The organism is Microbacterium sp. AC035 (assembly GCF_979258485.1).
Map to the genome: position 1 here is coordinate 482,311 of NZ_OZ409858.1, position 26,658 is coordinate 508,968.

The 26,658-nt window shown below is 67.4% G+C and carries 22 protein-coding genes; 13 read left to right on the forward strand and 9 right to left on the reverse strand.

Annotation, left to right across the window (positions count from 1 at the left end; genetic code table 11):
* Nucleotides 1-73: 73 nt before the first annotated feature.
* Nucleotides 74-787, reverse strand: a complete 714-nt coding sequence (locus tag ACZ0AA_RS02235; RefSeq protein WP_463512034.1) for a GAP family protein — start codon at nt 785-787, stop codon at nt 74-76.
* A gap of 300 nt (nt 788-1,087) precedes the next feature.
* On the opposite strand from ACZ0AA_RS02235, the gene ACZ0AA_RS02240 reads away from it, so the two are divergent.
* Nucleotides 1,088-3,538 carry a LuxR C-terminal-related transcriptional regulator gene (locus ACZ0AA_RS02240; RefSeq protein ID WP_463512035.1) on the forward strand — a complete coding sequence of 817 codons (2,451 nt, stop codon included), beginning with the start codon at nt 1,088-1,090 and terminating at the stop codon, nt 3,536-3,538.
* 27 nt (nt 3,539-3,565) lie between these two features.
* Here ACZ0AA_RS02240 and ACZ0AA_RS02245 read toward each other — a convergent pair whose 3' ends face one another.
* Both ACZ0AA_RS02245 and ACZ0AA_RS02250 read right to left on the reverse strand, forming a co-directional pair.
* Nucleotides 3,566-4,006, reverse strand: coding sequence for a DUF6325 family protein (locus ACZ0AA_RS02245; RefSeq protein WP_400860984.1), 441 nt, complete (start codon nt 4,004-4,006; stop codon nt 3,566-3,568).
* 26 nt (nt 4,007-4,032) lie between these two features.
* Complete coding sequence (locus ACZ0AA_RS02250) at nt 4,033-4,419, reverse strand: SHOCT domain-containing protein (protein WP_400860982.1); 387 nt, start codon at nt 4,417-4,419, stop codon at nt 4,033-4,035.
* 163 nt (nt 4,420-4,582) lie between these two features.
* Between ACZ0AA_RS02250 and ACZ0AA_RS02255 the strand changes: the two genes are divergently transcribed.
* The 9 genes from ACZ0AA_RS02255 to ACZ0AA_RS02295 all read left to right on the forward strand — a co-directional run bounded on the left by ACZ0AA_RS02255 (nt 4,583) and on the right by ACZ0AA_RS02295 (nt 15,186).
* A complete protein-coding gene (locus ACZ0AA_RS02255; protein ID WP_400860980.1) occupies nt 4,583-5,680 on the forward strand; it encodes an AI-2E family transporter in 1,098 nt (365 codons plus the stop codon).
* A 146-nt stretch (nt 5,681-5,826) separates the two neighbouring features.
* Nucleotides 5,827-7,461: a SulP family inorganic anion transporter gene (locus tag ACZ0AA_RS02260; RefSeq protein ID WP_463512036.1), complete on the forward strand. Its 1,635-nt coding sequence runs from the start codon at nt 5,827-5,829 to the stop codon at nt 7,459-7,461.
* A complete protein-coding gene (locus tag ACZ0AA_RS02265; RefSeq protein WP_400860976.1) occupies nt 7,454-7,885 on the forward strand; it encodes a DUF6325 family protein in 432 nt (143 codons plus the stop codon). Before ACZ0AA_RS02260 ends, ACZ0AA_RS02265 begins: the two co-directional genes overlap by 8 nt.
* A 1-nt stretch (nt 7,886) precedes the next feature.
* Nucleotides 7,887-8,234 carry an SHOCT domain-containing protein gene (locus ACZ0AA_RS02270; RefSeq protein WP_400860973.1) on the forward strand — a complete coding sequence of 116 codons (348 nt, stop codon included), beginning with the start codon at nt 7,887-7,889 and terminating at the stop codon, nt 8,232-8,234.
* 32 nt (nt 8,235-8,266) lie between these two features.
* The gene (locus ACZ0AA_RS02275) at nt 8,267-8,941 is read left to right on the forward strand and encodes a GAP family protein (protein ID WP_400860972.1); all 675 of its coding nucleotides are present in this window, start codon (nt 8,267-8,269) and stop codon (nt 8,939-8,941) included.
* A 25-nt stretch (nt 8,942-8,966) separates the two neighbouring features.
* Complete coding sequence (locus ACZ0AA_RS02280; RefSeq protein ID WP_400860971.1) at nt 8,967-10,331, forward strand: coiled-coil domain-containing protein; 1,365 nt, start codon at nt 8,967-8,969, stop codon at nt 10,329-10,331.
* Between the two features lie 76 nt (nt 10,332-10,407).
* Entirely contained in the window at nt 10,408-11,037 is a 630-nt protein-coding gene (locus ACZ0AA_RS02285) for a hypothetical protein (RefSeq protein ID WP_400860970.1), read from the forward strand.
* A 16-nt stretch (nt 11,038-11,053) separates the two neighbouring features.
* Nucleotides 11,054-12,745: a SulP family inorganic anion transporter gene (locus tag ACZ0AA_RS02290; RefSeq protein WP_463512037.1), complete on the forward strand. Its 1,692-nt coding sequence runs from the start codon at nt 11,054-11,056 to the stop codon at nt 12,743-12,745.
* 107 nt (nt 12,746-12,852) lie between these two features.
* Entirely contained in the window at nt 12,853-15,186 is a 2,334-nt protein-coding gene (locus ACZ0AA_RS02295; protein ID WP_463512038.1) for an arylsulfatase, read from the forward strand.
* An 18-nt stretch (nt 15,187-15,204) separates the two neighbouring features.
* Here the strand turns inward: ACZ0AA_RS02295 and ACZ0AA_RS02300 are convergent, their stop codons facing one another.
* From ACZ0AA_RS02300 to ACZ0AA_RS02325, 6 genes are all read right to left on the reverse strand, one after another.
* Nucleotides 15,205-16,833, reverse strand: coding sequence for a SulP family inorganic anion transporter (locus ACZ0AA_RS02300; RefSeq protein WP_400860965.1), 1,629 nt, complete (start codon nt 16,831-16,833; stop codon nt 15,205-15,207).
* 70 nt (nt 16,834-16,903) lie between these two features.
* Nucleotides 16,904-17,605 carry a potassium channel family protein gene (locus ACZ0AA_RS02305; protein ID WP_463512039.1) on the reverse strand — a complete coding sequence of 234 codons (702 nt, stop codon included), beginning with the start codon at nt 17,603-17,605 and terminating at the stop codon, nt 16,904-16,906.
* Complete coding sequence (locus tag ACZ0AA_RS02310) at nt 17,602-18,909, reverse strand: ion channel protein (RefSeq protein WP_400860961.1); 1,308 nt, start codon at nt 18,907-18,909, stop codon at nt 17,602-17,604. The genes ACZ0AA_RS02305 and ACZ0AA_RS02310 overlap by 4 nt, the downstream gene beginning before the upstream one ends.
* Nucleotides 18,906-20,024, reverse strand: coding sequence for an AI-2E family transporter (locus ACZ0AA_RS02315; protein WP_463512040.1), 1,119 nt, complete (start codon nt 20,022-20,024; stop codon nt 18,906-18,908). The genes ACZ0AA_RS02310 and ACZ0AA_RS02315 overlap by 4 nt, the downstream gene beginning before the upstream one ends.
* Nucleotides 20,021-20,977 carry an HAD family hydrolase gene (locus tag ACZ0AA_RS02320; RefSeq protein ID WP_463512041.1) on the reverse strand — a complete coding sequence of 319 codons (957 nt, stop codon included), beginning with the start codon at nt 20,975-20,977 and terminating at the stop codon, nt 20,021-20,023. The genes ACZ0AA_RS02315 and ACZ0AA_RS02320 overlap by 4 nt, the downstream gene beginning before the upstream one ends.
* 129 nt (nt 20,978-21,106) lie before the next feature.
* Nucleotides 21,107-21,604, reverse strand: a complete 498-nt coding sequence (locus tag ACZ0AA_RS02325; protein ID WP_463512042.1) for a MarR family winged helix-turn-helix transcriptional regulator — start codon at nt 21,602-21,604, stop codon at nt 21,107-21,109.
* A 128-nt stretch (nt 21,605-21,732) separates the two neighbouring features.
* Between ACZ0AA_RS02325 and ACZ0AA_RS02330 the strand changes: the two genes are divergently transcribed.
* From ACZ0AA_RS02330 to ACZ0AA_RS02340, 3 genes are all read left to right on the forward strand, one after another.
* Entirely contained in the window at nt 21,733-22,524 is a 792-nt protein-coding gene (locus ACZ0AA_RS02330) for an SDR family NAD(P)-dependent oxidoreductase (protein WP_463512043.1), read from the forward strand.
* A gap of 64 nt (nt 22,525-22,588) precedes the next feature.
* Nucleotides 22,589-24,184, forward strand: a complete 1,596-nt coding sequence (locus tag ACZ0AA_RS02335; protein WP_463512044.1) for an MFS transporter — start codon at nt 22,589-22,591, stop codon at nt 24,182-24,184.
* Between the two features lie 103 nt (nt 24,185-24,287).
* A complete protein-coding gene (locus tag ACZ0AA_RS02340) occupies nt 24,288-26,642 on the forward strand; it encodes an arylsulfatase (RefSeq protein WP_463512045.1) in 2,355 nt (784 codons plus the stop codon).
* Nucleotides 26,643-26,658: the final 16 nt, after the last annotated feature.

The window sequence follows — 26,658 nt, forward strand, 5'->3', positions numbered from 1 at the left end:
TCAAGCATTGCACGCAATTAGATTGTGCGCAATTTAATGGCGGCAGGCCCGGCGAGACGACGCACGACCTCATTCACAGCAGGCCCGAGATGCCCTTCTGCAGCTGAAGGGCGCCGATCACCAGCAGCAGAGCGGCGTTCATCACGTGGGTGTTCCCGGCGACCCAGCGGCGGGCGGCGTCGAGCATCGGCTGAGAGCTCTCGCCTCGGATCGCGACGTAGAACACCGGCACGGCGATCGGAAGCGTGCCGACGACGACGAATGCCAGAGCGACCCAGACGGCATCGCCGCCGATCTGCGCGAGAGAGATGTCGAGCGCGGCGATGATGGCGCAGGACGCGTCGACGGGATTGAGCACGAAGAGCGCGAGGCCGAGGAACCCGGTGCGCACGGGACGGAAGGTCTCGACCGCATGCAGCCACCCCGGGAGCTGCGGCGCGGCCGCGACCACCTGCTGCGGAGAGGATGCGGCGGCCATCTGACGGATTCGCGCGGAGCCTCTGCGATACACCCACACGGCGGCGCCCACGAGGAAGAGTCCGATGAGGAGGCGGAGGATCGGCACCCAGAGCGGCGGTTCGCGGAGCCCGTGCACCTCGAAGACGCCGAACAGCCAGAGCGCCAGCGCGAGGAGACCGGCGAGACCGACGACCCACCCGATCAGGAACGCGATGCCGTTCGCACTCGCCCGTCGAGACAGCAGCACGGCGACTAAGGCCATGATCGCCAGCGGGCTGAGCACGACTCCGAGCGCGACGGGGATGAGAGTGATCAGCAGCTCACTCATGGCCGCCCTCATCCGTCATCGAGAACCCCCTGCGCACGAACTGACGTGCTGGTCTCAGAGTGCACCGACGGTGGCGTGAATGGTGGGTCTCTCACCCCATGCGGGTGAGGTCCTGCCGCGAGTGTCGATGTGGGAGCGCTCCTACGCGGTGACGTGACGACTGAGAGACGGCCCCTTGTCCGATATACCGGCCATCGCTAGGTTGAGGGCATGGCCTCCCCCACGCGCCTGTCTCGTCCTGTACCCGCTGTGCGTTTCCGCCCTCCGGAACGACAACCGGGAGGCGTGCGGCGAGCGCGTGTGAACGATGCACTGATCGACGCGGCGACGGGACGACAGCTCAGCGTCGTCAGCGCTCCGAGCGGATACGGCAAGACGACGGCGGTCGCCGAATGGGCATCCGGCACAGACGAGCTCTCCTGGCTCGCGCTCACTCCGTCGGATGCTGAACCCGGGTTCCTCGCGCAGGGAGTGGTCGATGCGCTGATCGTCGGCAGTGAGAGAGCGGGCCGCTCCCTTGCGCTCACACGCGGCCTCGTCGACCCCATGCGCGCCTACGCCGAAATCTGCGACGGGCTCGATGCGGTCGACGCTCTCGTGCACCTCGTCATCGACGACGCGCAGCGCGCGGGTGAGCACTGGCGAGACGGACTGCTCGGACTGCTGGCCGATCAGCCGCCGGACAATCTCCACCTGGTGCTCGTGGGGACGACCCTTCTGGACATCACGCTGTCAAGGGAGCATCTGATGGACCCCGGCGCGTTCGTCGGACCCGACACTCTGCGCTTCACGCGGTCCGAGATCGAGCGGATCGAGGGCGTGGGGGCGATGGGGCTGGACGCGGAGACCATCCTCCGCGAGACGCACGGATGGCCCATCGCCGTCAAACTCGTGGCGATCGGGGGAGCGCGGCCGTCATCCGATGCCGCGACGGCATCCGCGTTCCTCGGCGACTACGTGCGCGACCACGTGCTCAGCGCTCTTTCGCAGGAGACCGTCGAGTTCGTGCTCGACGCCGCCATCTGCCATGAGCTCACTCCCGAGCTGGCGAGCGCCGTGACAGGTCGCGCCGACGCAGGGTCGCTTCTCGACGACTGCGTCAGGCTGGGGCTCTTCCTCGATCGGTTCGAAGGACCCCACGGTGTCGTCTACCGCTGGCACGGCTCGTTCGCCCGTCAGTGCATCGAGATCGCCCGCAAGGATCCGAAGCGCAACGCCGAGCGCCACAGACGCGTCGCGCGGTTCCTGGAGCTCACCGACCCGCTGATCTCGGTCGCCCATTCGCTGCGTGCGCAGGATCCGGACCGGGCCAGGGCGACATTCATGAGCCAGTGGATGCGGTTGGTCATGGGCGCGCACGCGGCTGAGGTCGAGCGCGTCGCCACCGTCCTTCTCGGGCACCACCCGGACGACGCCGAGATCCTCGCCGTGCGCGCGTGTGCGACCGATGTGCTCGGAGAGCACCATCTCGCTCGTGAGCTGATCGATCGTGCCGAGGCCGCTCACACGAGGGCCGGGGGAGGATGCTCCACGACGCTCGCGATCGCGCAGCTCTTCGTCGCCGACGACCGCGAGCACGCCATGTCGGCAGGCTCCACTCTGCGCTCCCTGCTTTCCGGCGCGCAAGAACTCGTGAGCGATCGGGCGGCCGTCAACTATCTGATCGGCTGGTCCGAGATCCGGTATCCCACGAATCCCACGCTCCCCGCGGAGTACTTCGGCGCCGCTGCCAGGGAGATCGAGGGGTCAGGGGACGTGGGGCTGTGGAAGCGAGCACTCGGGCACCTCGCCTTCGGCCAGACCTGGGAGGGCCGCTTCGTGGATGCCGCGAGAACGCTCGCCGAGATCGATGCTCCCGGTCCCGCCCTGTCGGCGGCCGTCGGCTATGCGGGAGGCAGCACAGCGGCAGCGGCCGGTCTCGTCGCCTACTGGGCGGGCGAGACGGACGCCGCTGCGTGCCACTTCGAGACTGTGCTGGCCACCAGCGGTCATGACCCGTCGTTCACGGCGATCGCGCGGATGATGTTGGCATACGCTGCCGCGGAAGGCGGCGAGACGGCGGCATGCCGACGAGCAGCCATCGGGGTCCAGGACATCCCGCTCGAGATGCTCCACGGTGTCTCGTGGCCCGTGTTCCGAGAGTCGGCCATCGCGCTGCTCGAAGAGGCCGTCGGAAACGGCGACCGCGCCCTGCGGATCGCCCGACGACACCTTCCGATCCCCGACCTGCCGCTCATCGGCGTCGCGCTCGCCGGGGTGCTCCGGCGCGGAGGCGATTACGCCGCCGCTCTCGAGATGCTGCGCTCGATGCGGATCTTCGCCGAGGTCTCGTACGTCAAGTCGTCGACCTTGATCACCGCGGCAGTCATGCGCCGCCATGTCGGCGACCATGACAAGGCCCACGACCTGTGCGAGGCGGCGATTGCGGTGGCATCAGGCGAGAACGTTCGTCTGCCGTTCGGTCCGCGGGAGACGGCCGTCCGCCGACTGTTGAGCGAGCACGTGCATCACGGCACCGAGTTCGAGGACTTCATCGGCCGGTGCCTCGCCTCAGACACCGCAGGCCCCGCGTCGGGCTCTCTGTCGGAGCGAGAGAGAGATGTCTTCCGGCAGCTGCAGACCTCTCGGACCCTCCCCGAGATCGCGCGAGAGCTGGGGCTGTCGATCAACACCGTCAAGACGCACCAGCGTTCGATCTACCGCAAGCTGGAGGTGTCGTCGCGTCGGGAGGCCGTGCGGAGCACACTCTGAGAGGGTGCCGAGCACGCGGGCCGCAGGTCACGTGCGGCGGCGCGCTCGATCCCACACCGCGTTGGCCGTGGACGCAGACACGGAATGCGTGTCGATCAGGGGATGACCGAGACGGGCGAGGTCTGACGAGAGTCGCGCGAACGACACCGCGTCGAGCAGCTCGATCGGCTCGACGAGGACGACTGCCGCCCACGCGCCGAGGGGCAGGTCCATCGCGATGCGCCGGGCGTCGTCCGTGCCGACCAGACCGGCGATCTGCAGCGACAGCCCGGCGAGGGAGAACTCGGACTCGTCGATCTCGGTGAGGTCGTAGCCGCCTTCGGTCCGTCGATGCAGGAGGAAGAAGTCGAGGAGTTGAAGAGTGCCGGCTTCGACCTGGCGCAGCAGAGCCTCGAGCAACCCCGGACTGGGGCGGTCGGAGCCGATCCTCACGACGAGGATCTGCACATCCCCGAGATCGCGAGTCATCGGTCCGACCACCCCAGTCCTGGGCGTCAGGCCAGGGCCCGAGCCTTGATCGACGCGAACTCCGCCTCGGTGATCGTGCCCGCGGCCAGGAGCCTGGCCGCCTTGTCGATCTCGTCACTCGGGCTGCTGCCGGCGACGCTGCGGATGTAGCTGTCGGCCGCGTGCTGCTGCGCCTGCATGGACGAGACGTTGCGCTCTGCCATGCCGGGGCCGCGGGCGATCAGGTAGACCAGTGCGGTGAGGAAGGGCACGAAGATCAGGAAGATGATCCACAGCGCCTTGAGCCATCCGTTCAGCGCGTGGTCGCGGAAGAGGTCGGCGATGATGTTGAAGAGCACCATCAGGTAGGAGATGAATACGAAAGCCCAGAAGAACCACCAGATGATGGCCCAGAAGCTATCCCATATGGACATTGCAGACTCCTCTCGTTGAGTTTCTGTCTGTGGTGATATTGGCACCGCGGATCACCGAAGTCGCCGCGCCCTCACCCGGAGCGGGCGAGCGGCCATCCGGGCCGTCCGGACGCCTCGGTACAGTCCTCGTGTGGACCAGACGGAACGGCAGGATCCAGCGGCCGTGCCAGCGAACGCATCGCGGTGGGGCCGACTGCAGCGAGTGCTGCCTGCGCATCCGCTGCGCTCCGGTTTCGCGGTGGCTCTCGGTGTGCTCCTGGCGATGGCGCTCGCCGCGACCATCGCAGGCATCTCGACGGTCCTCATGTCGATCTTCCTCGGTGTGTTCCTCGCGCTCGGGCTCGACCCGGCCGTGCGCGCTCTGGAGCGTCGCGGCGTGCGCCGACCGATCGGGGTCGCGATCGTCGCCGTCGCGTTCCTGCTCCTCGTCGTCGTGATCCTCCTGGTCGTGGTTCCGGCCACGGTCCGTCAGCTCGCAGCGGTGGTCGTCGGCGCGCCTGAGGCGATCGACTCGATGCAGCAGAGTGAGTGGTATCTCGATCTCGAACGCAACCTGGGCGTGGATCTCTCGGCGGTGATCGCCGAGGGGCTGCATTCGCTCACGACCCTGTCGTCGTTCCTGACGATCTCGGGGGGAGTGCTCAAAGCGGGGTTCGGTGTCATCGGTGCGGTGTCGAGCTTCGTGATGGTGTCGGTGCTGACGCTCTACTTCGTCGCGTCGCTCGAGAGCATCAAGGCGGCGGCTGCTCGACTCGTTCCCGCCTATCGACGAGCGACCTTCTCGAGACTGCTCGACGAGGTGACGTCGTCGGTGGGCGGCGTGGTCGCCGGGGGAGTCACACTGTCGTCCATCAATGCGGCCGTGGTGCTCGTGCTGCAGCTCGTCGTGGGGTCGCCGGCGCCCGTGGTGCTGGCGATCGTGGCGTTCTTCATCACGCTGGTGCCGATGATCGGCTCGCTGGTCTTCCTCGTGATCGGCGGAGTCGCCACGCTCTTCGTCAGTCCGATAGCCGCCCTGATCTTCGTCATCGCGTACTTCGTCTACATCCAGATCGAGGCCTATATCGTCACCCCGAGGGTGATGGGTCGAGCGGCGGCGGTTCCGAGCGTGCTCGTGATCATCGGGGCGATGATCGGAGCGACGCTGCTGGGCCTCCTCGGCGCACTCGTCGCGATCCCGATCACGGCGTCGATCCTGATCATCGTCCGCCAGGTGTGGATCCCGCGCCAGGACAGCGAGACATCGCCTCCACTGGAGTGATCGACGCCCTTCACCCGCTTGGGGTGAGTGGCGACGTCGTGGTCGCGGCGCCGATGTCAGCATGGGCACATCGCCCGCACCGAGGGCGCGAGCACGGAGGTGACGAGGTGCAGAGACCGCTGGTCGGCGTCACACGTCGGAATCTCGTGAGCGAACTGCTCGCCGGCGTGACCCTCCTCGCGATCGCGATCCCTCTCAACATCGGCTACGCGCAGATCGCCGGTCTGCCCGCGACCGCCGGGCTCTATGCACTGGTGGTCCCGACGATCGTCTACGTGCTCGTCGTGTCTTCCCGACAGCTCGTGGCGTCGCCCGATGCGGCGGCAGCCGCGCTCGTCGCCTCCTCGATCGGAGGCCTCGCCGCGGCCGGGTCCGACGACTACGTCACCATGGCCCTCGCGCAGGCGATCATCTGCGGCGTCATGTTCGTGCTGCTCGCCGTCTTCAAGCTGGGGTTCCTCGCGAACTTCCTCTCGAAGCCGATCCTGGTCGGATTCGTCGGCGGCCTCGCCCTCGACATCCTCGTCTCGCAGATCGCCAAGATGCTCGGTGTCTCGATCGATTCCGGTGGAGAGTTCGTCGACAAGGTGGCCGGGCTCATCGGCGGACTCGGAACCACGAACCCGTGGTCGCTCGCGATATCCGCGGCATCCGTCGCGGTTCTCATCCTCGGGCGGCGGCTGTTGAGAGCGGTGCCCTGGGCGCTCGTCGTGATGGTGGTCGCCACCGTGCTGGTGCTCGGCACCGGGCTCGCGGATCGCGGCGTCGCCGTCCTCGGCGAGGTGCCTGCGGGCGCACCGACCCTCACCTGGCCCGTGCTCGACTGGCAGACCTGGCTGCTGCTCGTCCCGTCGGCGATGGCGCTCACTCTCGTGACGACGGCCGAGGGGCTTCTCGTCTCCCGCTCGTACGGCGAGAAGCGGCACTACCGCACGTCTCCGAACCGCGATCTCCTCGCGTTCGGGGTCGCGAACATCGCCGCCGGGGCACAGGGCAGTTTCGCGGTCGGATCGTCGACCAGCCGCACCGCGGCGATGGACCAGTCGGGTTCGCGCACCCAGCTGCCCTCGCTGGTCCTCGCCGCCGGGACCCTGCTTCTGCTGCTGTTCGGCACCGGGCTCCTCGAGGACATCCCGTCTCCGGCCATCGGGGCCATCGTCGGGGTGGCGATCCTCCCGCTGCTGGGCATCAAGGAATTCGCAGCGCTGTGGCGCATCGATCGCTTCGAGTTCGCCATCGGCGCCGTGTGCTTCCTCGTGACGCTGTTCGTCGGCTCGATCCCCGGCATCCTCATCGCCTTCGTGCTCGCCCTCATCAACCTGGCCCGACGCGCATCGAGCCCGGCGATCGATGTGCTCGCCGACGACGACCGGCCGACGGCTTCGCTCCTCGACGCCGCGCAGCCGGGCACGATGACGGCACCAGGGATCGTCGTCGTGCGTATGGCGGCGCCGCTGTTCTTCGCGAACGCGGATGCCTTCGCGACCGCCGTGCGATCGGCGGTCGAGGCACCAGGGCCGGGAGCTGTGCGCCACGTCGTGATCGACATGGAGGCGGTCACGGACGCCGATGTCACAGCTGCGGAGTCGTTCGAGAGCCTCATGGAATCGATGCGCTCCCACGGTGTCACCGTGTCGTTCAGCCGCCTGCGCGCCACGGCAGTCGACCGTCTGAAGAGACTGGGCATCCTCGACGACCAGAGGGTCTTCGACACCAATCGTGCGGCGATCGAAGAGCTCAGCGAGCACGCGCCGTCAGAGAGAGGAACACGAGATGAATGATTTCCGCTACGGACCCGTGGAGTACTACCTCGTCGGGTTCGAGGGGAGGCATCCGGATCCGAGCATCTTCGGAGCACTGGACGACCTCATAGGCGCGGGGACGGTGCGGTTGCTCGACATCGTCGTCCTGGCCAAGTCCGACGACGGCGAGATCGAGATCTTCGACCTCGAAGACGGCGATCTTCCCGGCCTCAACGAACTCGAGCCGCTCGCAGCCGGACTGGCCGGCGACGAGGACATCGAGACGCTCGCCGAGACCGTGCCCCCGGGGAGCTCGGCGGCCATCGTCGTGCTCGAGCTCGCGTTCGCGCGGACGCTGGCCGAGAACCTCGCACGAGCGGGAGGAGAGGTGCTGCGGACCGACCGCATCCCCGCTCCCGTCGTCAACGCCATGATGGACATCCTCGAGCAGGAAGGAGAGTGACATGCCACTGAGGAGATTCGGCCGTCCGGGACTGATCGGACTCGCCGCGAGAACAGCAGTCGTCGCAGGCACCGCATCCGCGGTGTCCGGCGCATCGATGCGTCACCAGCAGCAGAGAGCGGAGGGACAGTACGAGCAGCAGCAGTACGAGGCGGCGCAGCAGCAGGCGCAGATCGACGCGGCAGCCCAGAACGCCGCGGCTCAGTATGCTCCGGCAGCTCCTGCGGCTCCGGCCGCCGGAGGCGCGGACGACATGATCGCCAAGATCCAGCAGCTGGCGTCGCTTCGTGACTCCGGCGTGCTGTCGGAAGAGGAGTTCGCCGCAGCGAAGCAGAAGCTGCTGGCCTAGTCGGTGGGGCGGGGCGAGGAGAGGGAGGCGTCATGGGTCAGGTGATCGGTCAGCTGCTGCCGCTCGCGGTGGGAATCGCGATCAGCCCGCTGCCGGTGATAGCCGGCATCCTGATGCTGATGTCTCCGCGCGCGCGGTCGACGGGCGTCGGGTTCCTCGTCGGATGGCTCGGGGGGATCGTGATCGTGGCAGTGCTCTTCGCCGCACTCTCATCGATCCTTCCCGAGCAGTCCGGTGATGAGGCCACCCCGATTCTGGGTGTCGTGCAGCTCGCTCTCGGTGTGCTGATGCTGCTCATGGCCGTTCGCCAGTGGCGGGGCAGACCGAAGCCGGGCGCGCAGCCGGAGATGCCGAAGTGGATGCGTCAGATCGACGGGATGACGTTCTTCACGGCTCTCGGACTCGGACTGCTGCTCGCGGCTCTGAACCCCAAGAACCTGCTGCTCGGAGCCAGTGCAGGCGTGACTCTGGGCGGCGCAGGGCTCGGTGTCGGAGACATGGTCGTCGTGGTGGTGATCTACACGATCCTCGCGTCGTCGACGGTGTTGATCCCGGTCGTCGGATTCCTGCTCGCGTCGGAGCGCCTGCGCGCGCCGCTGGGCAGACTGCGCGACTGGCTGCAGGCGGAGAACGCCGTCATCATGACGGTGCTGCTACTTGTGCTGGGTGTGGTGATCATCGGCAAGGGCATCGCCGCCTTCGGGTGAGCGACGCAGAACGGAGGGGACTCGGATGAGTGAACTGGATGAGCTCCGCGAGCGCGTCGTCGCGCTCGAACGGGAGAACGACGAACTCCGCACGCCGAAGAAGCGACGATTCCGAGCGAAGAGCGTCGTCGGTGCGATCCTGCTCGTGCTGGCGGTGGTGCTCGCGCCCGTCGCCGCGATGGGGACCTGGGCTCGACTGCAGCTGGTCGACACCGAGCGTTTCGTCGCGACATTCGCCCCGCTCGCGTCCGATCCGGATGTGCAGGATTTCGTTGCCGATCAGGTGACCACCGCGATAGACGAGCAGGTCGACATCTCGGCGGTCGTCGGCGAGGTGTTCGACGGCATCCGGTCGCTCGGGCTTCCGCCGCGCGCCGACACGGCGATCTCGCTGCTCGAGGGCCCCGCCGCGAACGGCGCGATCTCGCTGATCGACGGAGTGGTGCGCGATGTGGTGCGATCAGACCAGTTCGCCGACATCTGGACGCAGTCGCTGCGCTTCACCCATGAGCGGGCCACGGCGATCATCCAGAACGCACCGGGCACGGCGGTGCAGCTCGGCGACGACGGCGCGGTCACGATCGAACTCGGAGTGGTGATCGACCGGGTCAAAGAGGCGATGTCGGAGCGCGGGATCGGCCTCGCCGACGTGATCCCCGAGATCGACAGGTCGATTCCCATCGCCCAGGCGGATGCCCTCGCGCTGGTGCGCACGGTGTACCAGGTCGCGGACATCGGCGGTTTCTGGTTGCCGTGGCTCGTGCTCGGCCTCTTCGTCGCCGGTGTGCTGCTGATGCGCGATCGTCCCCGAGCTCTGTTCTGGTCGAGCGCAGGTTTCGCTCTCGTATTCCTGCTGCTCACGGCGGGCATGGGCATCGGGCGAGGTGTGTTCATCCGCGCGGTGAGCCCATCGATCATGTCGGCCGCGGCGGCGACCGCGCTGTTCGAACAGCTCACGTCGCTCCTTGCGGGAACGATCGCCGCGCTCGCCCTCGTCGGTGTGCTCATCGCGATCTGGGCGTGGCTCGCAGGCTCGGGTCGAACGGCGGTCGCTTTCAGGGGTCTCCTCGAGAGCGGGTTCTCGGCCGTGCGCGGTGCAGCCGAGCGGCGGGGCCTCACGACCGGTGCCTTCGGTCGAGGGGTGGACCGCTTCCGAGGTCCGATCTTCCTCGTCGGTGCGCTCGCGGCGATGACGCTGCTGATCGTCACGAGGCCGGTCTCCTTCGGGGCGGTCATCGGAGTCGGAGTGGGCCTGCTGGTTCTCGCGATCCTCATCGAGCTGCTGCGGCGGCCGGAGGGGGACGCGGAGGCGGAGGTACCGGCACGTGATCCGCGCGAGGAACGGTTACCGGAGCCTATGACGGAGCCTGCTCCGGATGCCGTGAGCTAGCCCGGCCTCGGCGGCACTCACCCTCGACGGGTGAGCGCCGCTGCATTCGACACGGATCAACGCAGAAGATGGGCGCATGACGGACGATTCGACACCCGAACGCACGAGAGCCACGCGGATCCTCGACGTCGTCACGGTCGTCCTGCTCTCGATCACGGCGGTCGTCACGGCATGGTGCGGATTTGAGGCGTCGAAGTGGGGCGGCGAGATGTCGATCGCCTTCAGCCAGGCATCCAGTGCCCGGGTGCAGGCGGCGTCGGCCCAGTCGACCGCCCAGGCCGCGCGTCAGTACGACCTCACCATCTACACCGAGTGGGTGCTGGCGGAGGCGGACGGCAGGCAGGAGTTGGTGCAGTTCATCGAGCAGCGGTTCACCCCCGAGTTCACGATCGCGTTCGACGCCTGGATCGCTGAAGACCGCGAATCGCAGGGGCCGTTCGTGATGGAGGAGTACGTGCCCCCGGGCACGAGGGAGGCCGAGGAGCTCAACGCGCGAGCCGACGCGAAATTCGACGAGGCCCTCGCCAACAACCAGCGCGGCGACGACTATTCGCTGCTGACGGTGCTGTTCGCCCTGGTGCTGTTCTTCGCCGCACTGTCGCAGCACCAGAGCGCGGTCTGGCGGCGCAGGACATTCCTCGCACTCAGCGGTGTGATCGCCCTCGTGGGGCTCGTGATCCTGCTGACGTTCCCGATCAAGATCTGACTCCGCTCCGATGCAGATGACCGGGGACGAGATGCGACAGCGCTGGCTGCGCTATCGGCGTCGCTTCGGCTCGAGACGCACCATCCTCAGCGACCTCAAGGCCGGAATCGTCTTGGGAGTCGAGAGCGTTCCGGACGGGCTCGCGTCGGGTCTGCTCGCCGGGGTGAATCCCGTGATGGGGTTGAACGCGTACATCGTTGGTACTTTCGCGGGCGCACTCGCGACGGGCTCCGTCTTCATGTCGGTGCAGGCGACGGGGGCGATGGCGGTGATCATCGCCGATGTCCCCGAGGTGCACGGAGACGACGGCATGGGGGCGATGGCCATGTTGACCGTGATGGCCGGGGTCGTGATGCTGGTGCTCGGCATCGCGCGACTGGGCAGCCTCGTCCGCTTCATCCCGACCGCCGTGCTGATCGGCTTCGTCAATGCGGTCGCCGTGAACATCGTGCTGAGCCAGCTCGAGAACTTCACCGGGTTCGACAGCGACGCGGACGCTCGACTGCTGAGGGTCGTCGACATCGTCGCCAATGTGCTGCAGATCAGCTGGTGGTCGGTCCTCGTCGGCGCCGTCACGATCGGGTTGATCCTCGTGCTCGAGCGCACGCCGCTCGGTGCCCTGTCGATGGTCGTCGCGATCGTCGTCGGATCCGTGCTCGCCGTGGTGTTGCCGGACGGAGCGGTCGCGACGATCGCAGACGTGGCGGAGGCGGGACGCAGTCTTCCCTCGATCTCGCTGCCGGACCTGTCGACGTTCTTCGTCCTCATCGTGCCCGCCCTGTCGCTGGCGCTGGTCGGCCTCGTGCAGGGCGCAGCCATCTCCGGATCCATCCCGAATCCAGACGGACGATACCCCGATGCCTCCGCCGACTTCCGAGGACAGGGCATCGCGAACATCGCGACCGGGATGCTGCAGGGCATCCCGGTCGGCGGCTCCATGTCGGCGACGGCGCTCTCCCGCGCGGCCGGTGCGCGCAGCGCGGCGGGCAACCTCATCGCCGCCGTCGTGATGGTGCTCAGCATGCTCCTGTTCGGACCTCTGATCGGATACATCGCGATGCCCGCGCTCGCCGGCCTCCTGATCCTCGTCGGAGTCAGAACGGTCAAGCCGCACCAGATCGTCATGGTGTTCAAGACCGGCGCCGTCCAGATCGCCGTGTTCCTGGTCACCTTCGCGCTCACGCTCCTGATCCCTCTGCAGTATGCGGTGCTCGCCGGAGTCGGGCTCGCCGTGGTACTGCAGATCGCGCGGCAGTCGAATCGCGTACGGGTGCGCCGATGGGTCTTCGACGAGCCGAACGGGCGTCCGATCGAGCAGGATCCGCCGGCAGCTCTCGAACCGGGCGAGACGATCGTGCTGACCCCGTACGGCAGTCTCTTCTTCGCCTCTGCGCCGTCGTTCCGCCAGCAGCTTCCGGATGCCGAACACAGCAGCCCCGGAGCCTTCGTGATCATCCGCCTCCGCGGCACGGACGAACTCGGAGTCACATTCCTCACGATGATCCGCACCTACGCGCAGGAGCTCTCGGCGGTGGGGGCCACTCTCATGGTCGCGGGCGTCGGACCGCGGGTGCAGGCGCAGCTGGCATCGACGGGGGTTCGCGCCGTCGTCGGCGAGGAGAACATCTTCGTCGAGCAGCCCCGACTCGGAGATGCGCTGCAGGACGCGCTCGCCGAGGTGGCGCGCCGCCGAATCGATGCCGGATGACATGACGTTGCTCACCCTCCGCGGGTGACACGCGGGGGCGGGCAGCCCTCGTCGTGGCTAGCCTCCTCGGGACGGGCCATTTCTCACACGGTGACGAAGGAGAGACGATGTCGGAATTCAACGCGGACTTCTCGGGCAAGATCGAGCTGGACGTCCGGGAGTCGGTGCCGGACTGGTCGCCGTACGAGCTGCCGGTCGCACCCGAGGGCGCGCCGAACGTGCTGGTGGTCCTCTACGACGACACCGGCCTCGCCTCCTGGTCCCCGTATGGCGGACGCATCAACATGCCGACCATGGATCGGCTCGCGCAGTCGGGCCTCACATACACGCAGTGGCACACCACCTCGCTGTGCTCACCGACCCGGTCGACCATGCTCACCGGCCGCAACCATCACGTCAACCGCGCGGGCGTGATCATGGAGGGCACGAACGGCTTCCCCGGATTCGCGGGACGTCTCCCGGCCGAGTGCGCCACGGTCGGTCAGATCCTGCAGCAGAACGGGTACTCGACGTTCTGGGTCGGCAAGAACCACAACGTCCCGGAAGAGGACGTCTCCCCGGGCGGGAACCGCTCGATGTGGCCCCTCCAGCTCGGATTCGATCGCTTCTACGGCTTCCTCGGCGGTGAGACGAACAACTGGTACCCCGACCTCGTCGAGGACAACCATTTCATCGAGGCCCCCGCGACTCCAGAGGAGGGGTACCACCTCTCGAAGGACCTCGCAGATCAGGCGCTGCGGATGATCCGCAATCAGCAGTCCTCGAACCCGTCGAAGCCCTGGTACATGTGGTTCTGCCCGGGTGCCAACCACGCGCCCCACCACGCGCCGCAGGAGTACATCGACAAGTACAAGGGCGCGTTCGACGACGGCTATGACGCCTATCGCGAGTGGGTGCTCGCCCGCATGGTCGAGAAGGGCATCGTCCCTGAGGGCACCGCTCTGACGCCCATCAACCCGCTGCCGGACGACGTCGCGAACCCCGCGGACGAGGTACGCCCCTGGGATGAGCTGAACGACGATGAGAAGCGCCTGTTCGCGAAGTTCGCCGAGGTGTTCGCCGGGTTCTCGGAGTACACCGACGCGCAGGTGGGCCGGATCATCGACTATCTCGAAGAGAGCGGTCAGTTGGAGAACACGCTGGTCTTCTACTGCGCCGACAACGGCGCGTCAGGGGAGGGGTCGCCCAACGGCTCGGTCAACGAGAACAAGTTCTTCAACGGGTATCCCGACGACCTCGCCGAGAATCTGGCGATGCTCGATCGTCTCGGCTCCGCCGACACCTACAATCACTACCCCACAGGGTGGGCGGTCGCCTTCTCGACACCGTTCCAGATGTTCAAGCGCTACTCGCAGTTCGCCGGCGGCACCTGCGATCCGATGGTGATCCACTGGCCCAAGGGCATCCGGGCGCAGGGAGAGCTGCGTCATCAGTACCATCACTCGGTCGACGTCGTCGCCACGGTGCTCGACGTGGTCGGCATCGAGATGCCGGAGACATTCCGCGGCGTGCAGCAGCATCCGCTCGATGGGGTCTCGATGAAGTACAGCTTCGATGCGGAGCCGGATGCCGCAAGCGAGAAGAAGACTCAGTACTATGCGATGCTCGGCACGCGAGGGATCTGGAAGGACGGCTGGAAGGCGGCCGCCGTGCACGCCCCGCTGACCGGCAAGGGGCATTTCGAGGACGACGTGTGGGAGCTCTACAACGTCGAGATCGACCGTTCGGAGTCGAACGACCTCGCAGCCAGTGAGCCGGAGAAGCTGAAGGAGCTCATCGCCGCGTGGTTCGAGGAGGCCGACGCCAACTTCGTCCTTCCGTTGGACGATCGCTCCGCGAGAGAGCAGCTCACCATCGATCGGCCTCAGGCCGAGAGGCCCCGGGAGCGCTACATCTACTATCCCGACACCGCAGCGGTGCCTGAGAGCGTCGCCGTCAACGTCCGAGGGCGCTCGTACAAGATCATCGCCGACGTCGTGCTCGATGAGGGCGCGCAGGGAGTGCTTTTCGCCCATGGATCGAGGTTCGGCGGGCACTCCCTGTTCATCAAGGACAACCGCCTGACGTACGTCTACAACTTCCTAGGGATCCCGCCGGAGCAGACGTTCACCTCCGGGCAGCTGACTCCCGGTCCGCATACCCTCGGCGTCGAGTTCGTCCGAGAAGGCCCGGGGGAGCACGGAGAGTCGCTCGGCACCGCCACTCTCTACGTCGACGACCAGGCAGTCGCCTCCGGGCCGATGCGCGCTCAGATCGGCAAGTTCACGCTGTGCGGCGACGGTCTCTGCATCGGATGGGACAGCGCCGATCCTGTGAGCAGCCAGTACGGTGTCCCGTTCCCGTTCACCGGCGGCAAGCTGCTCGGGGTCGGTGTCGATGTGAGCGCCGAGCAGTATCTCGACCTCGAACTCGAGGCCGCAGCGATGCTGTCGCGCGAGTAGCGAGCCGAGCCCCCGCCGCTACTCGGTCGCGGTGAAGGCCTCCTCGACGCTCGCGTGCACGCGGCCCTCGGCGATCATTCGCTGATACCACTCCGTCTTCACCGCGATCGAGGTGGCGCGCTCCGGAAGCGCGGCGATGTGCAGCGCGATGCCCATCGCCGCCAGCTCGCGATCGAGGTCTTCGAGTGTGTCGAGGACGGTGATGGTCACGATGTCCAGTCGTAGGGCGTCGAGGATCACCACCCGAATCGGCTCCGGCCGGCTGCCCGCGATATCGATGATGGCCCGCTCGCACGCGAGGGCGTTGGCGGTGTAGAGCCCGCGGACGGTATGGATCGCGATGCGTCCGTCACGTTCTCCGACGATGTCGAGCTTCGGGATGTTGAGCTCGCGCAGAACCAGGATCAGCGTGAGGGCCACCCCGGCCGCCACCGCGGCGAGCAGCCCGACGGTCAAGCCGAGCACGGCGACGAGCAGGGCGATCCAGAAGTCGATGGGACTGATGCGAGCCCAGCGCACGAGCATCGGGATGTCGATGAGTCCGGCGACGGCGAGGAAGACCATCGCCGCGAGAGTCGCCTGGGGAAGCATCGAGACCACCGGCCCGAGGAAGACCGCGACGACGATCGCGAGCGCGACCGTGACGAGGGTCGCGAGCTGCGTCCTGGCGCCGGCATCCCGGTTGACAGCGCTCTGCGAGAATCCACCTGCGGCGGGGAGAACGGTGAAGAACGTGCCGGCGAGATTGGCGGCCCCGACCGCGACGAGTTCCTGGTCCGCGTCGATCGCCGGTTCCGACATGCGCCGCATGCTGCGCGCGACCGCCGCGGTCTCGAGGAACACCATGACCGCGATCGCGAGTGCTCCGGGCAGCAGTGCACCGATCTGAGTGAGGTCCGGCAGGCCCGGTGTCGGCAGCCCCGACGGCACGCGATCGATGAGTTCCACGCCCTTCTCGTCGAGGTCGGCCAACGCCACGAGGACGATGCCGGCCACGACCACGACGAGAGTGCCAGGGACCCGCGGTGCGAACCTCTTCAGCAGCAAGAGCACGATCAGGCTTCCGACCGAGAGGGCGAGGGTCGGCAGATTGATGCTCCCTGCAGCCGTGATCGCGGCCCCGATCGTGCGAAAGAACCCCTCACCCGAGACTTCCGTCGTCTCGCCGAGGAGCTTCGGGAGCTGCCCGACCGCGACCGTCCCGCCGACGCCGATCTTGACGCCCAGGATCGTCGCCGCACTGATGTTCTCGACCAGTGACCCCCATCGCAGCAGCCGCGCCCCTACCAGCAGCAGACCCACCAGCATCGCCAGGGTCATCAGGCTTCCTGCCGGGTCCTCGACACTCGACGCGACGGATGCCGTCACCAGCGTCGTGGCCGTGAGGGTCGCGATGGTCGAGGTCGTCGACACGCTCATCGCGCGGGAACCGCCGAGCAGCGCGTACACGAGCATCGGGATGATGCAGGTGTAGAGGCCCACCTGCACCGGGAGGTTCGCGATGGTGGCGTAGGCCATAGCCTGCGGCACCACGACGGCGCCGGCTGCGAGACCGGCGACGACATCGGGCACGAGCCATTCGCGACGGTATCCCGCCATGCTCGGCAGGAGAACTCGCGGGGCGCGCCGCGGGGCGTGGTCGCTCATGTGCTCATGTTGGCATCGCTGAGCGGAGCGCTCTGCGGCACGTCACCCGTCGCGGGCGAGGCGTCATCGGTCAGACCTCTTCTCGGGTCTCTTCCCGGTGGGTGATCCGCCGCACGCGGTCACCGATGTAAGAGATGACGAGCGCCGAGGTGGTGCCCACGATCGCGATGCCGCCGATCATCAAGCACACCGCGTACACCCGTCCGAGGGTCGTCACCGGGTAGGTGTCGCCGTAGCCGACCGTCGCGATCGTGACGCACGCCCACCAGATCGCCGTGCCGAAGTCGACGATCGTCGCGTCGGGGGCGCCTCGCTCCACCTGCAGGGTGGCGAGAGAGATGAAGTACACGAACAGCACCGTGTAGGCGAGGGCGAAGGTGATGATCTGGGCCCTGACCGCGTTGCCCGTGCGGCGGTGGAAATAGGGCAGCCCGCGAGCGAGCTCGACCACGCGGAACGCCCGGAACAGGGGGACGAGAACCGAGAGGACGTCGATGGGATGGTGCACGAGGAACGCGATCCGCCCGCCGGCCGGGGTGAGCACCACTCGCACGATGAGGTCGACGACCAGTGCGAGCCAGGTGATCGCGATCTCGACGCCGAGCATGATGCGCACCCATGCGGGGAGGTCGGGCACGAGCACGAGCACGGAGTAGGCGACGATGAACCCGAGGCCGAGCACCGTGAGGGGGACGGTCGCGGCGGACTCCCAGCGATCCAGTGTCGTCTCGGCATCCGCGGGGCTGGAGTCGTCGGCTATCGGGCCGCTCATGCTGCGGGCTCCGGTCGCGCCTGCGCGGGTGATCCCTCGGGCGGTGGGTGGATCAGCATCTCGGGAGCGCGCGAGACGAGCAGCCACGTCGGAAGAACGGCGATGCAGAGCACGGCGAGCACCGTGACGCTGCCGGTGACCGCCACGGCGATGAACAGCGCGATCCACCCGTCTCGGGCGATGGCGAGCACCATCCCGAGCACCCCGCTGGCGACCGCGAGGCTCACGGGGATGTCAGGGATCACGGCGTTCGCGAGGACGCCGATCGCCGTTCCGATGAACACGGCGGGGAAGACGCGCCCGCCGCGGAACCCGGCAGCTGCGGCGATCATCAGCGCGACGACCTTCACCGCCACGATCACAGCGAGGTCGGCGGCGCTGTAGTCGGCACGATTCACTGTGATGGCGGCGGTCTGTTCGAGGCCCTTGAACAGGGTGATCGGGCCGCCGATGATCCCGAGCACCCCCAGCAGCGCCCCGCCGAGTGTCACGTACAGCGCGGGGTGGCCAAGAAGGCGGAACGTGCGGTGCACCAGCGGGAACAGAGCGGCGGCTCCGATGCCGATGGCTGCGGCGACGAGCGCTATGACGCTCGCACTCAGCAGGTCGATCACGGCGACCGTGTCGTAGGCGGGAAGAGGGACGGCGAACTCGGGATGATGCAGCAGCGACATCGTCACCGCGCCTGCCCCAGCGGCGAGCAGCGGCAGGAAGAGCTTGTCCCAGAGTGCGCCGGTCGCCATCGAGCCGACGACGCCGGTGAAGACGAGAGCGGCGGCCACCGGTGTGCCGAACAGCGCTCCGATGGTGCCGGCGGCGGTGACCAGCACGACGAGCTCTCTCGAGACGCCGGGCCACAGGCTGCCGAAGGCTGCGACGAGGATGCCGGTGTTGATGGCGATGATGGGGCTCTCGGGCCCGAGGCTGACTCCGCCGGCGAGGCCCAGCACAGTGACCAGGGCGAGGGAGGGCAGCGCGGTCAGGGGCAGAGGCGGCGCGATGAGATCTGTCGTCGCCGAGTCGCGTCCGCCGTGCCCGGGGAGCAGCTGGATTCCGAGCCCGACCGCGAGTCCGGTGAGGGTGAGCACCGAGAGGATCCACCACGGTGAATCCGGGTCGATGCCGGTGAGCGCCGGCAACCCCGACCACAGCGCCTTCTGCAAGACCGCCGCCAGCTCGTCGAGACCGAACAGGATCAGGGCCGAGACGACGCCGATCAGCACGCAGGGGAGCGAGAGGACGAGCAGGCGGCCGACGGTCCAGCGCGGCAGTTCTCGGGCGGTGCCGGTCATGTCGTCGGTCATCGCGACCACCGCCTGATGCGATGTGCATCCCAGGGGATGCGTCTGACCCTTCGCGCAGTCGTCGTCTCAGGCGAAGGGCGAGCTCCGCGGTCTCCCGAGACCCACCGCAGCCAGAGGGTGTCGTCGCTGCCTTCGAGGAGCAACGTCCGGGTCACGAGCGTCAGCGGGACCGCCAGCAGAGCGCCGACCGGTCCGATGATCACCGTCCAGAACACGACGGCGAAGAAGCTCAGTGTCACGCTCAGGCCGACCGCATCGCTCACGAACTTGGGCTGGACGAACACCTGCAGCACGACGTTCACGACGCAGTACACGGCGATGACGCCGAGCAGCAGGGGCCACCCGCCCACGGCGAGGGCGAGGATGGCCGGTGGCACGAGTCCGATGACGAAGCCGATGTTGGGGATGAAGTTCGTCACGAAGGCCAGGACCGCCCACAGCACGGGCGCCGGCACTCCGAGCCACCACAGCGCGAGGCCGTCGATCGTGGCGACGACGGCACCGAAGACGGTGTTCACCACGTAGTAGCGGCGAATGTTCGTGTTCAGCCGCGCTATCCGCGCGATCGTCTCGGCCTTCCGAGCGCCGAAGACGATCGAGGCATTCTGATATCGCCCGGCATCCACCGCCATCACGACCACATAGGCGCACACGAGGAACAGGGCGACGGCGATGCCGAAGACCGCGCTGCTGACGCCCTGGGCGACGGCGACGAGAGCGGGCACGACGATGCGCGCGGCGTCACCGGAGTCCGAGCTCGGGGCTCCGGTGCCCAGCGCGGCCCAGCTGTCGAGCTGCGATGCGACATGCGTGAGATCGCCACCGGGGGAGAGGTCGCCGAGGAGATCCACGAACTGCACTCCGGCGATCCACACCAGTGCGCCCATCGTGAGCAGCACAGAGTAGGCGAGGAGGATGATCGCCGTCACGCCGAGTCCCCGCGGCCACCCGCGCCGGACGAGAGCGCTGCTCGCCGGGCTGCAGATCACGACGACCACCAGAGCGACCGCGAGCGGCGCGATCACGTCGCGGAGAAGCCATAGTCCCGCCAGTGTGATCGTCGCGCACGCCAGCACCACGAGGACGTGGGTGCCGGCGGCGCGGGGGGTGCTCACGGCACGTCTGCGGGTGATCCGGAAACGCCCGGGAACACCGTCTCCCAGTCGTCTCGCACGCTCACGACGATGTAACCGGCGTCGACGGCGCTCGCGAGTGCCGTCTCGGCACCGGCATCGTACGGAGTGTCCTCGCGGGAGTCGTCGTCATGGTGGATCAGCAGGGCCAGGCCCGGACGTGGACCTCGGCGGGCGAAGTCCAGCATCGGCACGTCGCCGTTGGAGTTGCCGGCAGCGAAGAGCGGTCGGCGTCCGATCCTGCTCCAGATCCGCACCGGCTTCTCCGGCCCGTCGTCGAAGAAGGCCAGTGAAGGCGCATAGCGCACCACCGCCTTCTCCGCGTCGTAGCCGAGCCCGAACGCCGAGCCGATGACGCGTTCCGGCGGGATGCCGTAGTTGCTCTGCGTCATGGGTCGCATGAAATCGCGCTCGCCGCCTGACACGATGTAGCAGGTGAAGCCGTGCTGCTCGAGATACCGGAGCAGCTCCACCATCGGCTGGTAGACCGCATCGGCGTAGCGTCGCTCCAGCACGGGATGTGTCGCGGTCGCGAAGAATTCCGCCACCGACTCGGCGTACTTCTCCACGCTGACGCCATCGGTGAGTCCGCCGAGGGCTTGGAGGATGACGCCCAGATCCGAGTCGTCACCCGAATAGTGCTTGTCGATGGCCGCGCCCAGCCATGCGAGATCACCGCTCACGGCGGCGCGGTACGGCTGCTTCTGCGCCAGCTCCGGGTCGAGCTCGGCGGCCACACGCCACTGTTCGACGACATAGTGGAGCTGCGTCGGCATGGGCTTCTCCGACCAGAGGGTTCCGTCGTTGTCGAACACAGCGATTCGGTCTTCGACGGGGACCGCGTCCGTACCTTCCGTGACCGAAAGGACGAAGTGCTCGATCGCGTCGCGCGTCGCACCCCGGTTCCAGGATCGCAGCTCTGCCGGGTCGTCCATCGCGCTCTCGATTCTCTCGATAATGGTGCGTCGTGCGGGCCGTTCGTCGGCCCATCCTGACACCGGCCGAGCGTGCGGTGGAGACCCCGTCACCCGCTTCGGGCGAGGGAGCGCAGCCGTGCTCGGGCCTCAGTCGGCTGCTGCAGTGGGGCTCCACCCGGAGTCCGGCCCGACAGCCGACGAGATCCGTCGACTGATCGTTGCGAGCTGTCGAGCTTGCGCGGCGGTGATCGCGTCGAAGACGAGCTGCTGCACGAGAGCGTGGTGGCCGGGCGTCGACCGCGTGACCTTCTCGTGTCCCGCCGCCGTCAGGACTCCGAGTGTGAAGCGCCCGTCATCGGGGTCCGCGACGCGACGCACCCAGTCTCTCGATTCGAGACGGGTGACCGCCCGCGAGAGGCGAGAGAGGGTGCAGCTCGCGTACCCGGCGAGCACACTCAGGCGCAGCGATCGTTCGGGTGCCGAGTCGAGAGCGAACAGTATGCCGTGCTCGAAGTGCGTCAGACCGCTGTCGCGTTGCAGCTGCGCGTCGAGCGCGGTGGGCAGCCGTTCGATGAGCGTGGCGACGGATGCCCAGATCTCGAGCTGTTCCGTGGTGAGCGGGGAAGGGTCCTGCTGCTCTGACATGCCCTCAGACTAGGTCATCGTGCCGCTGGGATGGTGATCCGCGAACTTGCCTGAGCAAGTCTCAGGACCTACGGTTAACTTTCCCAAGCAAGTAAAACGGCGCGTGCGCGTCGAGGAGAGGAAGCACCATGGATCTGCAGCTGCACGGGAAGACGGCGTTCATCAGCGGCTCGACGCAGGGCATCGGGTTCGCGATCGCCTCCGCGCTCGCCCGCGAGGGTGTGGACGTGACGGTGAACGGACGCGATCAGCGGCGTGTGGATGCGGCGATCCGGCGATTGCGCGCGGAGCACCCTGGCTCGACGGTCTCAGGACTGGCGGCGGACTTCGCGAGGCGAGAAGACGTGGGCCGCCTGGCGCAGGCACTGGGCGACGTCGACATTCTCGTCAACAACGTGGGAATCTTCGGCCTCGCCGAGTTCGAGACGATCACGGACGACGACTGGAGTCGCTACTTCGAGGTGAACGTCATGAGCGGGGTCCGGCTGTCCCGGCACCTTCTCGGAGGCATGCTCGCGCGCGGTTGGGGTCGCATCGTCTTCATCAGCAGCGAGTCGGGCGTGAACATCCCCGCCGACATGGTGCACTACGGCACGACGAAGGCCGCGATGACCGCCCTCGGCAGCGGGCTGGCCAAGCGCACCAGGGGCACCGCGGTGACCGTGAACACGATCCTCGGAGGGCCGACGTATTCAGACGGGGTGGCGGCGAGCGTTTCAGCGGTGGCAGAGGCGCAGTCCCTTCCGCCCGAGGTGATGAAAGGCTCCATCATCGGTCAGAACCGCACTACGCTGCTCGAGCGATTCATCGAGCCCGATGAGATCGCGAGTCTGGTGACCTACATCGCGAGCCCTCGCTCATCCGCGACCAACGGCGCGGCGCTGCGGGCGGACGGGGGAGTGCTCACCGCGATGTTGTAGCCGCTGCCGTCCCGATAACAAGAAAAACTGCACGCCTCGCGTATTGCTAGCTAAGCTAGTAGTCATGGAACGCTACAATCGCCTGCGCTGGGTGGGCCTGGTCTTCATCAGCATCGCCGTCTCGCTGATCATCGTCGATTCGACGATCGTGAACGTCGCGATTCCAGCGATCGTGGATGATCTCGGCATCACCTCCACCGAAGTGCAGTGGGTGCAGGAGGCATACACGCTGGTGTTCGCCGCACTGCTGCTCGTGTTCGGCAGCCTGGCGGACCGGTTCGGGCGTCGGCGCGTGATGATCATCGGCGTCGTCGTCTTCGCGGCTTCGTCAGTGCTCGCGGCGTTCGCTCCGGACGGCGGGATGCTGATCCTCGCCCGTCTTGCGCAGGGAGTGGGCGGATCGATGATCCTGCCGACCACGCTGTCGATCATCAACGCCACCTTCCGCGGGCGCGAGCGGGGGATCGCCTTCGCGGTGTGGGGGTCGACGATCGGTGGCATGGCGGCGGTGGGGCCGCTGCTCGGCGGATGGCTGACGACTGCCTTCTCCTGGCGGTGGGCGTTCGGGATCAACGTCCCGCTGGGCATCGTCATCATCATCGGCGTGCTCCTCACGGTGGAGGAGTCGCGCAGCGACCGGACGTCGAAGATCGATGTGGTCGGGGCGATCCTCTCGGTGATCACGATGGCGAGCCTCGTGTTCGGTCTGATCGAGGGGCGCACGTACGGCTGGTGGCTGGTCGAACAGCGTCCGCAGGTCGGCGACTGGGCCTGGCCGCTCGATGTCTCTCCGATCCCCTTCGCCTTCGCACTGGCGATCGTGGCACTCGTCGCGTTCATCGCATGGGGTGTGCATCGCGAGCGGCAGGGCAGGTCCACGCTGCTGGCTCTGCGTCTGTTCTCCATCCCCTCGTTCCGCAACGGCAACATCGCGGCGACAGTCGTGTCGCTGGGAGAGTTCGGCATCATCCTCGCTCTGCCTCTGTGGTTGCAGTTCGTTCTGGGTTTCGATGCGCTGCAGACCGGGCTCCTGCTGCTCGCGCTCGCGCTCGGATCGTTCGTCGCGAGCGGTGCTGCGGGGGCGGCCAGCGGGAAGATCGCGCCGGTCTGGGTCGTGCGGGCAGGGCTCATCGCCGAGATCGTCGGGGTCGCGGGTGTCGGCTTCGTGATTGCTCCTGACGCCTCATGGGTGCCGCTCGTCCCGTTCCTCTTCGTCTACGGACTAGGTGTCGGCCTCGCGACCGCTCAGCTGACGGGCGTCGTGCTCGCCGACGTGCCGGTCGACGACAGCGGTGCGGCGTCGGGCACACAGTCGACATCTCGACAGCTCGGCGCAGCACTCGGAGTCGCCGTGCTCGGGACCGTGCTGTTCACGAGTACGGCAGGGATTCTCGCGTCATCACTCGACGCTCGGGGAATCCCCGCTGACGAGCGCGAACAGATCGTCTCGACCGTCGTCGACAGCGCCGGAGCGGCGATCAGCGGGCTGGAGGCGCAGCCCGAGACCGCTGACATCGCGGACGACGCCAAGGCCGCATTCTCCGACGGCACGCGCTTCGCCGCATTGACGGCGGCAGGGTTCCTGTCGCTCGGGTTGCTCTCGACGATCTCCCTCGGGGCCACCGCGAAGAATCGGCGGGAGGAGGACGCATCGGCGTGAGCGCCCCGCGCAGTGCGAGGTCACCTCGTCAGGGTGAGCAGCTCGTGCCGAGACGGTGAGCAGTCGATAGAACTGGAGGCATCACGACGGGGAGAAGACGCACATGACCACTGAGCTTCCAGGAAGCGTTCTGCCGATTCCTGACCAGACCTACGTGGGTCCGATGGTCATGGATGCGAAGAAGATGGAGGAGAAGCTTCCGCCCATCGAGATGAAGCGTCCGCCGAAGAAAGCGCCGAACGTGCTGCTCGTGCTGCTCGACGACGTCGGCTTCGGGGCCTCCAGCGCCTTCGGGGGGCCGGTGCCGATGCCGACCGCCGAACGTCTCGCCGCGGGAGGTCTGCGATACAGCAGGTTCCACACCACGGCCATCTGCTCACCCACCCGGGCCGCGATGCTCTCGGGGCGCAACCATCATCAGGTCGGTATGGGGCAGATCACCGAGACCGCGACACCCTCGCCCGGATACCGCTCGACGCGTCCGAATTCGTGCGTGCCACTGCCCGAGATCCTGCGACAGGCCGGGTACAACACCGCGCAGTTCGGCAAATGCCACGAGGTTCCCGTGTGGGAATCCGGGCCGACGGGGCCCTTCGACCACTGGCCCGCCTTCAGCGGATTCGAGAAGTTCTACGGATTCATCGGGGGTGAGACGAACCAGTGGACGCCCGCGCTCATCGACGGCGTGAGCTTCGTCGAGGCCCCCGACGATCCCGACTATCACCTCATGCCCGACCTCGCCGATCGGACCATCGACTACATCAACCAGCAGAAGGCGCTCACACCCGACAAGCCGTTCTTCGTCTACTTCGCGCCGGGAGCGACGCATGCGCCGCACCACGTTCCGAAGGAGTGGATCGCCAAGCACAAGGGAAAGTACGACCAGGGGTGGGACGCACTGCGCGCTGCGACCTTCGAGCGGCAGAAGGCACTGGGCGTGATCCCCGAGGATGCAGTGCTCACCGAGCGCAGCGAGGGCATCCCCTCGTGGGACGAGGTGCCCGAGGAGCGACGCCCGATCCTCGCGCATCAGATGGAGGTCTACGGAGCCTTCCTCGAGTACGCCGACCATCACACCGGGCGTGTGATCGATGCGCTCGAACAGCTCGAGCTGCTCGACGACACCCTCGTCCTGTTCATCATCGGCGACAACGGCGCGTCTGCGGAGGGCGGCCTCGAGGGGGCATTCATCCTCTCCACGGCCGCCAACGGAGGATCGGAATACGAGACGGTCGAGTTCTGGCAGGAGAACCTCGACAAAGTGGGCGGTCCTGAGGCCTACAACCACTACGCGGTCGGCTGGGCCCACGCCATGTGCACCCCGTACCAATGGACCAAGCAGGTGGCGAGCCACTACGGCGGAACACACAACGGCACCATCGTGCACTGGCCGGGACGCATCGCCGCCAAGGGGGAGGTGCGCGACCAGTGGCATCACGTCATCGATGTCGCCCCGACGATCCTCGAGCTCGCGGGCCTCGCTCAACCGCACACGGTCAATGGCGTGACCCAGGTCCCGATGCACGGCACCTCCTTCGCCTACTCGTTCGACGACGCCTCGGCGGCGGAGCGCCATCACACGCAATACTTCGAGATCATGGGCAACCGGGGGATCTACAACCGCGGTTGGACGGCCCAGACCCGCCACCGCACGCCGTGGGACGTCGTGAGCGCAGCACCGGACTTCTCGGAGGACGTGTGGGAGCTGTACGACACGACGGTCGACTGGACGCAGTCGAACGACCTGTCGAAGGAGCATCCCGAGAAGCTCGCTGAGCTGCAGCAGCTGTTCCTGATCGAGGCGACGCGCTACAACGTCATCCCGCTCGATGATCGCGCGGCGCAGCGCATGAACCCCGAGTTCGCCGGCAGGCCGACGATCGTGCAGGGAGAGACGCTGCGGCTGTACCCGGGGATGACGCGGCTCAACGAGAACGTCGCGATCAATGTCAAGAACCGGTCATGGTCGGCCACCGCCGAGATCGTCGTCCCGGACGACGGAGCCCTCGACGGTGCGATCCTCGCGCAGGGCGGTCGCACCGGAGGATGGTCACTGTTCGGTGAGGGCGGCAAGGTCGGCTTCCACTACAACTACTGCGGGCTGCTCCGCAGCACGGCGCTCTCGGCAGATCCTCTGACCCCTGGCACACATCAGGTGCGCTCCGAGTTCGCGTACGCCGGCGGCGGCATCGGTCGAGGCGGGACGGTCACCCTCTTCGTCGACGGTGATCCCGTCGGCACCGCGGAGGTCGTCCGCACGCACCCGATGTACTTCTCGTTCGACGAGGGGCTCGACGTCGGACAGGACACGGGGATGCCCGCATACGAGGGATATGCGACAAAGGGAGGTGTGTTCTCCGGCACGATCCATTGGGCACAGATCGACCTCGGACTCGACGACCACAACCACCTGGTCGACCCGGAAGCGTGGCTCGAGGCGGCCATGCGGCACCAGTAGAGCAGGACCCGCCGAC